This window comes from Lentzea sp. CA-135723 (assembly GCF_050936595.1).
Lineage (GTDB): Bacteria > Actinomycetota > Actinomycetes > Mycobacteriales > Pseudonocardiaceae > Lentzea.
The window spans coordinates 532,818-546,558 of the sequence record NZ_JBNJMK010000001.1 but is presented as its reverse complement, the minus strand read 5'-3'; the positions used below and the strand labels follow the sequence as shown (position 1 = coordinate 546,558).

Genomic DNA, 13,741 nt, shown 5'->3' with positions numbered 1-13,741 from the left:
GGCCGTGCGCGATCAGGAGTGGACGGGGACCTGCTCGTAGATGGTCTTCCACTCGTAGGTGCCGAAGAACCCGTTGGCCCACAGGGAGTTCACCCTGGACACCTCGGCGGCGTTCGGCGTGGCGACGCGGCACGACGTGCCGGGGCCGCCGCCCGACATCAGTTCCGAGCACGGGCCGCTGTAGTGGTCGGGCAGGCCGAGGGCGTGCCCGGTCTCGTGCGCGGTGATGCGGGTGACGTAGTACTGCCGGGCCTGCGTGTAGTCGATGAAGATGGTGCCGCTGCCGTGGCCGTTGGTGGAGGCGTACGAGCCGCGCGGGTCGTTGCCCTCCCGGTAGCGCAGGGTGGCCGCGCTGCGGTTCTCGACCAGCTTCACGTTGCTCACGCGCGCGTTCCAGTTCGCCGCGCCTTGCCGGATGGCGCTCGCGAACGTGGGGGCGCTGGTGGTGTCGTAGTAGACGGTGACCGCTGCCGCGTTGATCGGTCCTTCCGCGGCCGACGCCTGGCCGGTCAGGGGTGCGACGACGGTCGTGGCCGCGGCGAGCGCGACGGCCAGGACGACTTTCCTGAACATGGGGTTCTCCTCGCTTGCAGGGTGCGAAGAATGGAACCTGGGGGTTCCGCCGTTCAACGTATGGAAGCTCGTCACGCCCACTCGCCCGCCATTGGCGTGAAATGGTTCAGCGCTCTTCACGGTTGACGTCGGGCACTATTCGGATGATCGCGGCCAAAGACGCGGAAATGGGGCGAACAACCGTCACCGTGCGTAAGACATTCGAGCCGACGTGACCCGATCACCGCAGATCAGGACACTGTGGACAGTCGGTCCTACGCCGGCAGCCCCCGCGCGGCGATCGTCAGCGCCTCCGCGGTCGCCGCGGCGAGGGAGGCCGGCGTTTCCGCGTTGAACGCGTGGTGCTCCACGGCCACCCGCAGCGCCCCGTTGATCATCGCGGCCTGGATCGCGGTGGCGAGGTCGGGCTCGGCCAGCCCCGCGCGGTGGGCGAGCGCCTCGGCGAAGGCGGGTTCGGCCTCCCGGTGCGCCTCGAGCCACACCGCCCGCAGGCCGGGGTCGGTGCGGGTCAGCCGGACGAGGTTCAGCATCTCGGCCGCGGCCTCCTGCGTCTCGGCGTTGCCGGACGCGAGCGTGCTGACCAGTTCGGACACGCCCTGCTCCGCGCGCCACGTCCGCAGCCGCGCCGCCGTCTGCTCGATCCCGCCGGCCAGCAGCGGCATGACGCAGCTCTCCTTGCTCGGGAAGTAGCGCCACAGCGTGCGCGCGGAGATGCCCGCCAGCGCCGCGATCTCCTCGACGGAGGTGTCCGCGACCCCCTTGGCCAGGAAGAGGCGGACGGCCGCGCGCGCGACCTCCAGCCTGGTCTCGGCCTTGCGCCGCTCGGTCAGCGGCGGGCGTCCGGTCCGTTCGGCGGCGCGGGTCTGCTGATGGCCGGTCATGCCACCTCCGTCCTGTGTGGTGCACATCCTACTTTTTGTCTGCACGCGACATAGTGGCGCAGTGTGCCATTAAGTCGGTACGGTGAGCCCATGACCACGAACAGTGACCTCGACGGCCGGAGCGTCGTCGTGACGGGCGCCGGATCGGGCATCGGACGGGCGGCGGCCCGCCAGTTCGCCGGGCTGGGCGCGAAGGTGGTGGTGGCCGACGTCAACGGCGACGCCGCCAGGGCCGTGGCGGAGGAGATCACGGCGTCCGGCGGCACCGCGGTGGCCGTCGCGGGCGACCTGACCGAGCCCTCCGTGGCCGACGAGGTGGTCACGACGGCGGTGAGTACGTTCGGCGGCCTGGACGTGCTGGTGTGCAACGCCGGCGTGATGGACTCGATGACGGCCGCGGCCGACGTCTCCGACGCGGAGTGGGAGCGGCTCCTCGCCGTCAACCTGACCGCGCCGTTCCGGCTGACCCGCGTCGCGTTGCCGCACCTGCTCGCGGGCGGCGGCGCCATCGTCTACACCGCGTCGGAGGCCGCCCTGCGCGGCAGTGCCGCCGGACTCGCCTACACCGCGTCGAAGTCGGGCCTGGTCGGGCTGATGCGCTCGGTCGCGGTCATGTACCGGGACTCGGGCGTGCGGGCCAACGCGATCGCGCCCGGCGGCACGGCGACGGGCATCTCCACCTCCCCCGATCCCGCCGGGCACGGACCAAGGGTCGTCGGCCGGTACCTGCCCAACGCCGGCCGCGTCGCGCAGGCGGAGGAACAGGCCGCCGCGATCGTCTTCCTGGCCTCCGGTGCCGCGTCCAACATCACCGGCGTCGTCCTCCCGGTCGACAACGGCTGGTCCGCGGTCTGAAAACCCCTAGAACGAAAGGCTTTCCCGTGCTGCCCGTCTCCGACGATCTCGGCTTCGACCCGAACGCGTTGCGCGCCAAGTACCGGGCCGAGCGGGAACGCCGCCTCCGCCCCGACGGCTCCGCCCAGTACCGCGACACCTCCGGCGAGTTCGGCTACTACGCCGACGACCCGCACGCCGATCCGCACCTCACCCGCGCTCCCCTGCGGGACGAGGTGGAGGTCGTCGTCATCGGCGGCGGACTCGGCGGGCTGCTCGCCGGGGCACGGCTCCGTCAGGCGGGGGTCGGCTCGATCCGGGTGGTCGAGAAAGGCGGCGACTTCGGCGGCACCTGGTACTGGAACCGCTACCCCGGCATCCACTGCGACATCGAGTCCTACGTCTACCTGCCGTTGCTCGACGAGCTCGGCTACGTCCCGAAGTGGAAGTACTCGCCCGGCGAGGAGATCCGCGAGCACGCGCGGGCCGTCGGCGAGCACTTCGACCTCTACCGCGACGCGTGCTTCCAGACGGCCGTCACGGAACTGCGGTGGGACGAGGACGCGGCGCGGTGGCTCGTGTCCACCGACCGCGGCGACCGGATGCGGGCGCGGTACGTGGTGATGTCCAACGGCACCCTGGACCGCCCCAAGCTGCCGGGCATCCCCGGCATCGAGACGTTCGCGGGCCACACCTTCCACACCAGCCGCTGGGACTACGGCTACACCGGCGGCGACGCGACCGGGAACCTCACCGGCCTCGCGGACAAGCGGGTCGCCCTGATCGGCACCGGCGCGACCGCGATCCAGGTCGTGCCGCACCTGGGCCGCGACGCCGAACGGTTGTACGTCCTCCAGCGCACTCCGTCCACTGTGGACTACCGCGGCAACCGCCCGACCGAGGCGGACTGGGCCTCGTCGCTCGCGCCGGGCTGGCAACGGCTGCGGATGGAGAACTTCCTCGACATCCTGAGCGGCGGCGAGGCCACCGAGGACCACGTGCGGGACGCGTGGACGGAGAGCGCCCGGCTGCTGCGGAAGATGACCCAGGGCCAGGCGCACGAGTCGCTGACGCCGGAGGAACGCGAGCGCGTGGAGGAGCTCCTCGACTTCCGCAAGATGAACGATATCCGCGCCCGCGTCGACGGCGTCGTGCGGGACCCGGCGACGGCCGAGCTGCTCAAACCCTGGTACCGCTACGCCTGCAAGCGGCCGACGTTCAGCGACGAGTACCTCCAGACGTTCAACCGCCCCAACGTCACCCTGGTCGACACCGCCGACCACGGCGGCGTCGAACGCCTCACCCGCAACGCGATCGTGGCCGGCGGCCGCGAGTACGAAGTGGACTGCGTCATCTTCGCGACCGGTTTCCAGGTGGGCATGTCGGACCTGGTGACCGGGCGGCTGCCGGTGCACGGCCGTGACGGCACGCAGCTGTTGCAGCACTGGAGTCGCGGCCCGCGGACGTTGCACGGCTTCTACAGCGACGGATTCCCGAACCTGTTCACGATGGGCGCGCTGCAGAACGCCGCGTCGGTGAACTTCACGCACGTCCTGGACGAGCAGGCGGGCCACATCGCGGCCGTCGTCGCGGAGGCGGGCAAGCGCGGCGCGCGGTGGGTCGAGCCGAGCGCTCCCGCCGTGGACGCCTGGGTGTCGGCCCTCGGCCAGAACGCGGAGGAGCTCTACCGGTTCCACCTCGACTGCACGCCCGGCTACTACAACAACGAGGGGAAACCCCGGCCGCGCCACGGTTACGGCGGCGGGGCCAGCGCGTTCCACGCCCTGCTCAGGGACTGGCGGGAGGGCGGCGGCTTCGACGACGTCATGGTGGTGGACGGCTGAGCCCGGGCCGCCGCGTTTCGAGCTCCTGTCAGGCGAGGAGGCGCACGAGGTGCACGGTCCGGTCGGCGGGCCACGTCTGGCGGGCTCCGCCGTGGAAGTCCACCTCGACGTCCTCGCCGACCGTCACCGCCGCCACCTGACCGACCGGCCCGATCGAGCCGTACAGCCGGACGTGCTCGCCCGCCGCCAGCTCGTTCGCCGGGGAGGTCCCGACGTTGCGCGCCGGCGACGCGGGCTTCAGCCGGGTGGTGAACAGCCACCACGCGCCGCCGCACACCACCGGCGTGACGAGGACGAGGACCCCGGCGGCGACGGGCTGGGCGCGCACCAGCGCGGCCGCGAGCACGACGGCCGCCAGCAGCCCCGCCACCGCGGCGAGGAGTGCCGAGCTGACGGGGTGGTGGCCGACCTGGAGCCAGCCCGTCGTGCGGACCCAGCCACCGGGCGTCAGGCCGCGCGGGGTCCGGCCGTCCGCGAGCCGGGGCCCGGGTTCGGTGGCGGGTGCGGCCTTGCTGAACAGGTCGACCTCGTCCTCAGTCGGCACGGCGCCACCTCAGCTGGTTCTTGCCGTTGCGGGAGCAGACGATCTCGTAGCCGTCCTTGGTGGTCCGGCGCGCGCCCTCGAAGAGGCAGAGCTTGCCCAGCCTGGCGTCGTCCCACTCCTCGTCCGGCGGCCCCGGCTCGGTGGTGGTGGGCTTGGGCTTCGGCGGAGGAGGTGGCTCCGGCAACGTGGTCCCCGTTGTCGCCGTGGGCGCTGTCGTAGTAGTTGGACTCGGCACGGACGACGACGTCGGCGGGAGGGAGACAGGTGTCGTGTTCGCGCCGGGAGCACAGGCCGCAGCCCACAGGCCGAGGCGCCCCAGCCGGGCGCCGGACTCGTCGGACGCCAGCTCACCGCGCGCCGCCAGGTCAGCCTGCACCGCACCGCCGCTGACCACCGTCCGCGCGTAGTCCGCGCCGTCCGGCAACTCGACGTCGACCAGGATCCGGTCACCCCCGGACGTGTCGTCCCTCTTCACGACGAGACGCACGTCCTTGCCGAGCAACAAGTCCTGGGCGGCACCACGCGACTCGGCCACCCAGCAGCCCGACATCGGCCGCACCCCGGCGACCTGGGCGAGCACCACGCGCCCGGTGACGGGATCCGCGCCTTCGAAGAGATCCACCTCGGTGACACTGCGAACGGTCACCCGCAGGGAGTCACCCCGAAACCCGCTCGCTTCGAGCCCGTCGCTCCCGCGGTGCCGCGAGAGGTCGTCCCCGCTGAACGCGACCGCGCCGGTGACGGCGAGCGCGGCGACGACACCAAGACACCCGATCGCGAGCCGTGCGGGCTGGCCGGCGCGCCACCAGAAACGGCGGACGGCACCCCCGGCCGCCTGGTGGGCAGCGGAGTCGGCGGTGGAGTCAGCTGTGCTGGGCAATGGCGGTCCCCCGGCGTCGGACAATCCGTGACACAAACGGCCGTTCCGTTCTTCGACTAACTACGAGTCAAAGACGATGTCGTTCATTCACAGTTTGTCGTTATCATTCACAGAATTGCCCGGTCCGTGATTGATGGCGCACGCTCAGTCACTTCTTCTTGGGCCACGGAATCAACATCATGACGCCAGCGCTCGCGCACAGCAGCCCGATCGTCGTCCACAGCTGCTGCCCCGTCATGAAGCTGCCCTCGAGGTAACCCAGCCCCTGCGCGGTCCACACCCCGCCGACCAGCAGCAGCACGATCCCGAGCCCGACCAGCAGTTTTCTGCTCATGGCCGGAAGGCTACCGGCGCCGGGCCGCCCCTCAAGGTTCGACGCCGGTCGTACCATGAGAGCGGCCGAAGTCGTGGCGCACGAGTCGGTGAAGTCGTGCGGCACGAGCGGTCGAGGTCGCGCGGCAGGAGCCGCCGAAGTCGCGCGGCACGAGCCGTCGACGTCGTGTCGCCAGAGTCGCCGAAGCCGTGAGGAGTCACCGTGGCACGTCCCCGCACCACCCCGCGGACCGTGGAGCACCCGGACCTCTCCGAGGTCACGTTGCAGCAGGTCCTGGAGGCGTTGGCGGACCCGATCCGTCGCACTGTCGTGTGCCAACTGGCGGAGGCGGACGGCGACAAGGGCTGCGGCACGTTCACCACGCCCGTATCGGACTCGACGCTCACCCACCACTTCGCCGTCCTGCGCGAGGCGGGCGTGATCTGGCAGTACTACCAGGGCACGACCAAGCTGAACTCGTTGCGCGCCGTCGAGATGGAGGCCCGGTTCCCCGGCCTCCTGCACGCCGTGGTGGCCGCCGCGGCGGCCGAAGTTCGATAACGGCCAAAGTTCTACGGCCACTGAGGTTCGACGACGGCCGAGGTTCGACGGTGACCGAATCTCGACAGCGGTCAAAGTTCGACAGCAGTCAAGCTTCGGCGGCGATCAAGGTTCGACGGCAATCAAGCTTCGATCGCCGCCTCAGATTCAATCACGGTCAAGCTTCGACGGCAGTCAAACTTCGATCGCCGCCCAGCTTCGATCACGGTCAAGCTTCAACGGGAGCCAAGCTTCGATCGCGATCCAGCTTTGATAGCGGTCAAAGTTTGACGCCTGTCAAACTTTGGGGCAAGGTGGGCGGCACAGCTTCCCGACCCCCGAGGACGGCTTCCCATGGCCAGGCAGGTGCGGTTCGACCGGCTCGGCGGACCCGAGGTCCTGACGCTGCACGACGTCGAGGTCGGCGAGCCCGCCGCGGGCGAGGTGCGGATCCGCGTCGACGCGATCGGCCTGAACCGCGCCGACGTCCTGTTCCGCGAGGGCACCTACTTCGAGCGCCCGACGTTCCCCGCCACGCTCGGCTACGAGGCAGCGGGCGTGGTCGAGGCGACCGGCGAGGGCGTATCACACCTGCAGAGAAGCGACCCGGTAGCGGTGGTGCCGGCGTTCTCCCTGACCAGCTACGGCACGTACGGCGACCGCGTGATCGTGCCCGCCCACGCCGTCGTCCCCCGCCCGGCGGACACGGACGCGGTCCAGGCCGCCGCCGTGTGGATGGCCTACATCACGGCGTACGGGCCGTTGTTCGAGTCCGGCGAGGTCCGCCCCGGCGACCACGTGCTGATCACCGCCGCCGCCAGCAGCGTGGGCCAGGCGGCCGTCCAGATCGCCCGCCACATCGGCGCGATACCGATCGCCACCACCCGTGACGCCTCGAAACGGCAGCGGCTCCTCGACGCGGGTGCCGCGCACGTGATCGTCACCGGCGAGGAGGACCTGCCCGCCCGCGTCGAGGAGGTCACCGGCGGCGAAGGCGTGCGGCTGGCGTTCGACCCGGTCGCGGGTCCCGGCGTGGAAACGATCGCGCGGGCCGTCGCGCCGGGCGGCCACCTGGTGGTGTACGGCACGCTCGACCCGCGGCCCACTCCCCTGCCGAACGCGAGCAGCTACCCGCAGCTCACCAGCCGCGCGTACTCGATGCATTCGATCAGCAGGGATCCCGAACGCCTGCGCCGTGCGGTGGCGTTCATCAACGCGGGACTGGCCGTCGGCTCGTTCACGCCGGTCGTGGACCGGACGTTCGACCTGGCCGACATCGCCGACGCCCACCGGTACCTGGAGGCGAGCGGGCGCATCGGCAAGATCGTGGTCACCGCGTCCCACGGCTAGGACGGCTCGGGCGCCTCGCACGAGCTCGGGGCGATGCCGGTGATCGCCAGGCCCAGGAGGCGTTCGGCGTCGGCGCCCGGATCGCGCTCTGCCAGCAGGGAGACGGCGTTCACGAGGGACAGCACGTCCGCGGTCGTGACGTCCGCGCGCACCTGATCGGCCGACTTGGCCGCCTCGAGCAGAGGTTCGGCGGCCGCTTCCAGGGCGTCGTGGCCGCAGTAGCCCTCGTAGGCCACGTCGTCGGGCGGGACGAGCGTGATGGCGAGGCCCCGGTTGGCCATCGTGTAGCGCAGGACGGCCTGCAGCCAGTGGAACAGCGCCGGCCCCGGCGGCTGGGCGGTGGCCAGGTCGGCGGCCGCGGCGGCGACCGCGGTCGTGCTGTCCTGGAAGACCGCCTCGACCAGTTCGCGGCGTGAGCGGAAGTGCCGGTGCAGGGTCGCCGAGCCGACGCCGGCGTCCTTCGCGATCGCCTCCAGCGAGGCGTTCACCCCGTGCCGCCCGAACGCGGTCCGAGCCGCCTGCGTGATCCGCTCGCGGCTGCGCTGGGCATCGGCGCGCATCGTCTTCCTCCACCGCTCCCGCTTGCTAACTGGGGTCAGGCCCCATATCGTAGCAAGCCTTAAACGGGGGCAGACCCCAGTTAGAGGCGAGGAGCCGATGATGACGGACGTGGTGGTCGTGACGGGCGCGACCGGGCAGCAGGGCGGGGCGGTCGCGCGGCGGCTCCTGGCCGACGGGGTGCCGGTGCGGGCGTTGGTGCGACGGCCGGAGGCGGACGCGGCGCAGGCGCTCGCCAGTGCGGGAGCCGAGCTCGCCACCGGTGACCTGACCGATCCGGACTCGCTCGTGGCCGCGGTGCGGGGTGCCAGGGCGGTGTTCTCGGTGCAGACGCCCAGCCTCACGGACTTCGGGTCGAACGCCGAGCGCGCGATGGGGCTCAACCTGGTCGAGGCCGCGCGCCGCGAGGGGGTGGCGCAGTTCGTGCACTCGTCGGTGTCCGGTGTCGGCGACTACCTGCGGGACGCCGCGCTGGGCGAGGCCGCGCACCGGGGCGACCCGCACTACTGGTTGAGCAAGGCGGTGGTCGGGCAGGCGTTGCCCGACAGCGGGTTCGAGGCGTGGACCGAGCTGCGGCCCGCGTTCTTCGCGACCAACCTGCGCCGGCCGTCCATCTGGTTCGAGAACATGACCGGCGAGGCGATCGTGACCGCACTCGACCCGGACAAGCCCATCGCGGTGATCGTCCCGGACGACATCGGCACCGCCGCCGCGGCCGCGTTCGCCGCCCCCGCGCGCTTCCACGGCCACGCGATCGAACTGGCCGGCGAGCTCCTGTCGTTGCGGGAGATGGCCGGCGCGCTGACCGCCGCCGGCGCGCCCGCGCACGTCGAGCACGTCACGGTCGAGCAGGGCGAGGCGCGCGGCATGCTCCCGCTGCTGCTCGCCAACCAGATGGGCATGAACACCACCGAGATCTCCGCTGACCCCGCGGTCGCGGCCCGGTTCGGCATCCCGATGACGTCGTTCGCGGACTGGGCGAAGCAGCAGCCCGAAGGCTGATCGAGACCGACCGACGATGCGGGCGACAGCTCCCCTGGGGTGCGGCGGCGCGCCGCACCCCAGAGGGCCTCGGACTACTTCGTCACGATCTTGTTGCCCGGCTTGATCAGGTCCGGGTTGGTGAGGTGGTGGGCGTTCTTGGCCACCAACGCCTGCCAGCCACCCTCGATGCGCAGCTCCGTGGCGATGCCGCTCAGCGTGTCACCGGCCTTGATCTCGTAGTCGCCGTCCGGGTTGCTGGTGGACGGCGGGGCGGCCGGCACCACCGGCGCCGAACGGGAAACGGCCTTGTTCCCGGTCACGCCCTGCCCCTGCCGGACCGGCCGTTGTCCCTGCGCGGCGGGCTGCTGACCGCCGCCTCCTCGCCGCCCGCACGCACCCCAGGCGCCCAGGCCCTGCGTCCGCAGGACGTTCTCCGCGACCCGGATCTGCTCCTCGCGGGACGCCTGGTGAGCGCTGCCCGCGCCGCCGTTCGCCTGCCAGGTCGACTGGCTGAACTGAAGTCCGCCGTAGTAGCCGTTGCCGGTGTTGGTCGACCAGTTGCCGCTGCTCTCGCACTGCGCGATCCGGTCCCAGTCGACCGGTGCCGACGCTGAGGCGATGGCTCCGGTCGTCGTCATGAACGCCGTCGCTGAGACGGCGACGAGCACGGCACGACCGGTGAAGTTGCCACGGAGATGACGCATGTCCCTTTTCGGGCCCCGTCCTGCTCTCGCCGGCGACGGCGCCTGTCCCACGGGGGCTTGATCCGTGATGGGGACAGGGCCTGCCGCTGGACAGGTGAGCGCACGGCGGGCCCTGGTGGTGCAGCGGCTTTGGGGGCCGCAGGCAGGACCGTAAGAACACCTCGCGGGATCCGCACGCCCGGACGCGGACAAGATCACTCGATAGGTGACGATCTTCAGAACGAGGGTTGAAACCCGCGGAAGACCGCCGGCGGGTCTCCGCACCCGATCCGCGCGACCCGGCCGCCGGGACGCGAAGGCACAGGTGGGGGCGGTCACCAGCCTGTCGGATTTGTCTGTGTCGGGACGTATGCTCCCCCGCGACGAAACCCGACCGCCATGGGGGACCCATCGTGAGCAAGAGACTGAGATCGCTGTGCCTGACCGCGGCCGCCGTCGCGGGAACGCTGTCGGTCGCGACCGCGGGCACGGCCTCCGCCGCCGACCCCACCTGCGGATCGGTGGCCAGGGTCTTCACCGTGCAGGCCGACGGCGACCTGTGGCTCTACGAGCACGCGGCGCCCGCGACCGGCCAGTTCAGCTGGGCCGGCGTGCGGCAGGTCGGCTGGGGCTGGGGCGGCAAGACGTTCGCCGGTCCCGACGGCCGCGTCTACAACATCACCACCAGCGGTGAACTGCGGCGACTGCGGTTCAACGGCAACGGCTGGGACACCATGCCCGGCGGCGGCCAGTTCCAGACGATCGGCTGGGGCTGGCAGAAGTTCCTGCAGGCGGCGAACCGCGCCAAGATCACGGTGGACGCCGACGGCGCGTTCTACACGCTCGAAGGCGACCAGCTGCGGTGGTGGCGCTTCGACGAGCAGACCGGCGGGTGGGCACCCGGCAGCGGCCGCGTGCTCGACGTCGGCTGGGGCGAGTACGACGCGGTCGCGGCGAGCGGCCGGGGCGGGCTGCAGGCGCAGGACGCCGCCCACGCCCTGCACCGCTACCGCTACGACGCCGCGACGGAGCGGTTCGTCGTGCACGACGTCGTCCCCGAGGCCGGCTGGGCGGGCCACGGCACGCTGTTCTCGCCCGGCGGCGACCTCTACTACTCCGTGCTGCCCACCACCGGCGAGCTGCGCTGGAACCGGTTCAGCGAGGACACCGGCTGGCAGAGCGTCGAAGGGTCCGTGATCGGCCTGGGCTGGGGCACCGACGTCGACGTCACGGCCTCCACCAGCGACTGCTCGATCACCCTGCCCGTCCCGGCGCCGGACGGCGGCCAGCCCCACGTGAGCCAGTACGTGCCGATGGCCGCGGACCTCGGCACCGGGGACCGGTACGTCGTGGGCCACCAGAACCAGGACAGCGCGCTCGTCAGCGACTGGTACGACCCCGCCCGCAACTGGTGGTACCGCACCACGTTGGGCCCCTACGCCGCCAGCCGTTCGATGCTGGCCGACGGCTCCGCGGTCCTCATCGGCGCGAAGGGCCCCAACGGAATCGACCTGCTGAAACTGCGCGGTGGGGCGCACGAGTCCACCACGTCGCTGCGGGGCGGCATGGGCCGTCAGCCCGTCGTCGTGCGGCGGGCGAACGGCACGCTGGCCGTGTACTCGATCGCGTTCGCCCCCAACGCCGACCGCGGCACGCTGCACGTCCGCGAACAGCTCCCCAACGGCGACTTCCTGGCATGGCGCGCGTTCGGCGAGGCGGCCCGCTACTCCGTCCTCACCGCCATCACCCGAGGCGACGAGACGACGCTTCTCGCGCACGGCTTCCAGGTCGAGCCGAACGTCTTCCGCCACCTCCCGGGAACGGCCCCTGCCTCGGCGGGCGAGCTCACCGCCACCGGAGTCGTCGGCGAGCTGACCCTCGTGCAGGACAGCACCGGCCGCCTCCTGGTGTTCGGCGCCCGCCGCACCGACGAGGGCATCAGGGTCGTCCACGTGCGACGGGAGAAGGCCGACCGCACCGGCTTCGAGGACGACTGGCAGTCGCTCGGCACGTTCGGCACGCGCAACGCCTGGAACGAACCCGTGTCCGCGCAGCTGCTGGCGAACGGCACCATCGCGCTGTCGGTGCCCGCCGACGGCAAGCCCTGGGTCACCACGTCGAAGTCGCCGGGCAGCACCGAGTTCCTGCCATGGGCCCCCGTCGAGGTCCCGCAGAACACCTGGTTCGTCGAGCCGACCGCTCTCGGCCTGAGCAGGACCGGCGAGGTGCTGCTCACCGCCGACTCCAGCGCGCGGGCCCGGTACCAGTTCACGGCGCCCGCGCCGGCGAACCCGGCCACGCCACTGCAGTTCGGCACCGGCAAGCTGCTCGGGCAGTGACCCCCTGGTGCCTCGGTGACAGCTCCTGTCACCGAGGCACCACCTACCTGCGCCTGACGTCCCCACGCCCGACGTCGCCGCAGCACGAAGGCCGTTGTTCCCACCAGCGCCAGGGCGGCGAGACCGGCCAGCGGCAGCACCGAACCGTCCTCTTCGGACGGTGGGCGGAAGCCGCCTGCCATGCCCTGCGCGGCGTAGTCGGATCCGCCGCGCTTGTTCCCGTAGGCCTTCACCACGGCCTGCTGGTAGTCGGCGACCGTCAGCCGCTCCCCTGCCGCGCGACCGCTGCCGCCGGGTTCGAGCACCGTCAGCACCGCGCCTTTGCCGGCGTACCAGGCGTTGACCTGTGGTTCGTGCAACAGGGTGGCGCCGGTGGTGAGCTTGGCCGCGAGCCGAGTCTCCTGGTCACCCGACGCCAGGTTGGCCACCGCCCACCGGCCGTCCTCGCCGCGCGCGGTCTGGATCGTCACCGTCCTGCCGTCGCTCGACGAGGCCGGCACCGCCAGGTAGGCGAGCTTTCCCGGTTGCGCGCCCCGGTTTCCCGCGACGAACTCCGGCGACAGCGAGTAGACCGGGACGACGCCGTCGCGCACGGAGACGGTCGTCGCGGCGAGCGAGTGACCGCCGGGGAGGTCGCCGAGGAAGTCGGCCACTGCGTCCACAGTGGACTGAGCTGCCGCTGCGGCCTTGGCCGCCTGGAGGTCGGCCGCGGAGAACGACTCGTCGGCGAGCGCGGACGGGTTCGCGGCGAGGAGCACTACGGCCGACAGCGTCGCGGCGGCCGTGAGGGTGCGAGTGATCATGGCCGTCCTCATCGGTTGATGCCCGTCAGCGTGTGGGTCCAGCTGAACGAGGAGTTCGAGCGGTAGGCGGTGTAGGTGGAGCGGTTGTAGCGGGTGTTGCTGCCCCACGGGTCGGCCCAGTCGACCCACTGGCGGTTCGCGCTGTCCACGTCGTAGCCGTAGATCGCGTGCATGTGGCCGCCGCCCGACGACCACAGGATGCGGGTCTCGATCGGCTGCTGCAGGTCGATCTGGCCGCGGATCGAGGCGAACGTGAGGGTGCCCGACAGGTAGCTGCCGGGAGACGAGTAGCCGAGGTCGGAGAACGCCTCGCGCACCTCGCCGAGGTTGCCCTGGTTGTTGCGGCAGCCCGACCCCGACTCGTCGTGGGCGAGCTGGCAGAACCGCGTCTGGGTCACCGAGGTGCCGTGGTAGCGGGCGATGCTCGTGCCGGCGGCGGCCCAGCACCACTGGGTCTGCTCCTGGGCCTGCATCGTGAAGCTGAGGCGACCGGTGGCGGAGACGTCGGGCGCGGCGGTGGCGAGCGGCTGCCAGAACAGCCATCCCGCCGCCATCACCGCGGCCGCGACCAGAGCACGTGAACGCAGGGAGCTCACGGGCGCTCCTTTCGTGGAC

15 protein-coding genes are annotated in these 13,741 nt (G+C 71.6%); 7 read left to right on the top strand and 8 right to left on the bottom strand.

From position 1 onward, the window contains the following. Nucleotides 1-12: 12 nt before the first annotated feature. Both ACQEU1_RS02355 and ACQEU1_RS02350 read right to left on the bottom strand, forming a co-directional pair. Entirely contained in the window at nucleotides 13-573 is a 561-nt protein-coding gene (locus ACQEU1_RS02355; RefSeq protein WP_433195687.1) for a snapalysin family zinc-dependent metalloprotease, read from the bottom strand. Between the two features lie 254 nt (nucleotides 574-827). Continuing rightward, nucleotides 828-1,454: a TetR/AcrR family transcriptional regulator gene (locus tag ACQEU1_RS02350; RefSeq protein WP_433195685.1), complete on the bottom strand. Its 627-nt coding sequence runs from the start codon at nucleotides 1,452-1,454 to the stop codon at nucleotides 828-830. A 90-nt stretch (nucleotides 1,455-1,544) separates the two neighbouring features. Between ACQEU1_RS02350 and ACQEU1_RS02345 the strand changes: the two genes are divergently transcribed. Together ACQEU1_RS02345 and ACQEU1_RS02340 are read left to right on the top strand one after the other, a co-directional pair. Further along, nucleotides 1,545-2,309 carry an SDR family NAD(P)-dependent oxidoreductase gene (locus tag ACQEU1_RS02345; protein WP_433195683.1) on the top strand — a complete coding sequence of 255 codons (765 nt, stop codon included), beginning with the start codon at nucleotides 1,545-1,547 and terminating at the stop codon, nucleotides 2,307-2,309. A 26-nt stretch (nucleotides 2,310-2,335) separates the two neighbouring features. Further along, nucleotides 2,336-4,132 (top strand): flavin-containing monooxygenase, encoded by a 1,797-nt coding sequence (locus ACQEU1_RS02340; RefSeq protein WP_433195681.1) that lies wholly within the window; start codon nucleotides 2,336-2,338, stop codon nucleotides 4,130-4,132. A gap of 28 nt (nucleotides 4,133-4,160) precedes the next feature. Here ACQEU1_RS02340 and ACQEU1_RS02335 read toward each other — a convergent pair whose 3' ends face one another. From ACQEU1_RS02335 to ACQEU1_RS02325, 3 genes are all read right to left on the bottom strand, one after another. Continuing rightward, nucleotides 4,161-4,676, bottom strand: coding sequence for a hypothetical protein (locus ACQEU1_RS02335; protein ID WP_433195679.1), 516 nt, complete (start codon nucleotides 4,674-4,676; stop codon nucleotides 4,161-4,163). Further along, a complete protein-coding gene (locus ACQEU1_RS02330; RefSeq protein WP_433195677.1) occupies nucleotides 4,666-5,556 on the bottom strand; it encodes a hypothetical protein in 891 nt (296 codons plus the stop codon). The genes ACQEU1_RS02335 and ACQEU1_RS02330 overlap by 11 nt, the downstream gene beginning before the upstream one ends. A gap of 148 nt (nucleotides 5,557-5,704) precedes the next feature. Next, a complete protein-coding gene (locus ACQEU1_RS02325; RefSeq protein WP_433195675.1) occupies nucleotides 5,705-5,890 on the bottom strand; it encodes a hypothetical protein in 186 nt (61 codons plus the stop codon). 201 nt (nucleotides 5,891-6,091) lie between these two features. Here ACQEU1_RS02325 and ACQEU1_RS02320 point away from each other — a divergent pair, with 201 nt between their 5' ends. Beyond that, nucleotides 6,092-6,430, top strand: a complete 339-nt coding sequence (locus ACQEU1_RS02320) for an ArsR/SmtB family transcription factor (protein WP_433195673.1) — start codon at nucleotides 6,092-6,094, stop codon at nucleotides 6,428-6,430. Nucleotides 6,431-6,763: 333 nt separating this feature from the next. Then, nucleotides 6,764-7,759 (top strand): zinc-dependent alcohol dehydrogenase family protein, encoded by a 996-nt coding sequence (locus ACQEU1_RS02315; RefSeq protein ID WP_433195671.1) that lies wholly within the window; start codon nucleotides 6,764-6,766, stop codon nucleotides 7,757-7,759. Here the strand turns inward: ACQEU1_RS02315 and ACQEU1_RS02310 are convergent. After that, the gene (locus tag ACQEU1_RS02310; protein ID WP_433195669.1) at nucleotides 7,756-8,319 is read right to left on the bottom strand and encodes a TetR/AcrR family transcriptional regulator; all 564 of its coding nucleotides are present in this window, start codon (nucleotides 8,317-8,319) and stop codon (nucleotides 7,756-7,758) included. The genes ACQEU1_RS02315 and ACQEU1_RS02310 overlap by 4 nt on opposite strands. A gap of 100 nt (nucleotides 8,320-8,419) precedes the next feature. Here ACQEU1_RS02310 and ACQEU1_RS02305 point away from each other — a divergent pair, with 100 nt between their 5' ends. Next, nucleotides 8,420-9,319, top strand: coding sequence for an NmrA family NAD(P)-binding protein (locus tag ACQEU1_RS02305; RefSeq protein WP_433195667.1), 900 nt, complete (start codon nucleotides 8,420-8,422; stop codon nucleotides 9,317-9,319). 74 nt (nucleotides 9,320-9,393) lie between these two features. Here ACQEU1_RS02305 and ACQEU1_RS02300 read toward each other — a convergent pair whose 3' ends face one another. Then, on the bottom strand, nucleotides 9,394-10,005 hold the full coding sequence (locus ACQEU1_RS02300; RefSeq protein ID WP_433195665.1) for a transglycosylase family protein: 612 nt from the start codon (nucleotides 10,003-10,005) through the stop codon (nucleotides 9,394-9,396). A 392-nt stretch (nucleotides 10,006-10,397) separates the two neighbouring features. Here ACQEU1_RS02300 and ACQEU1_RS02295 point away from each other — a divergent pair, with 392 nt between their 5' ends. Together ACQEU1_RS02295 and ACQEU1_RS02290 are read left to right on the top strand one after the other, a co-directional pair. Then, nucleotides 10,398-12,323 carry a tachylectin-related carbohydrate-binding protein gene (locus tag ACQEU1_RS02295; RefSeq protein ID WP_433195663.1) on the top strand — a complete coding sequence of 642 codons (1,926 nt, stop codon included), beginning with the start codon at nucleotides 10,398-10,400 and terminating at the stop codon, nucleotides 12,321-12,323. A gap of 372 nt (nucleotides 12,324-12,695) precedes the next feature. After that, entirely contained in the window at nucleotides 12,696-12,833 is a 138-nt protein-coding gene (locus ACQEU1_RS02290) for a hypothetical protein (protein WP_433195661.1), read from the top strand. Nucleotides 12,834-13,134: 301 nt separating this feature from the next. Here ACQEU1_RS02290 and ACQEU1_RS02285 read toward each other — a convergent pair whose 3' ends face one another. Then, the gene (locus tag ACQEU1_RS02285) at nucleotides 13,135-13,722 is read right to left on the bottom strand and encodes a papain-like cysteine protease family protein (protein ID WP_433195659.1); all 588 of its coding nucleotides are present in this window, start codon (nucleotides 13,720-13,722) and stop codon (nucleotides 13,135-13,137) included. Nucleotides 13,723-13,741 lie beyond the last annotated feature (19 nt).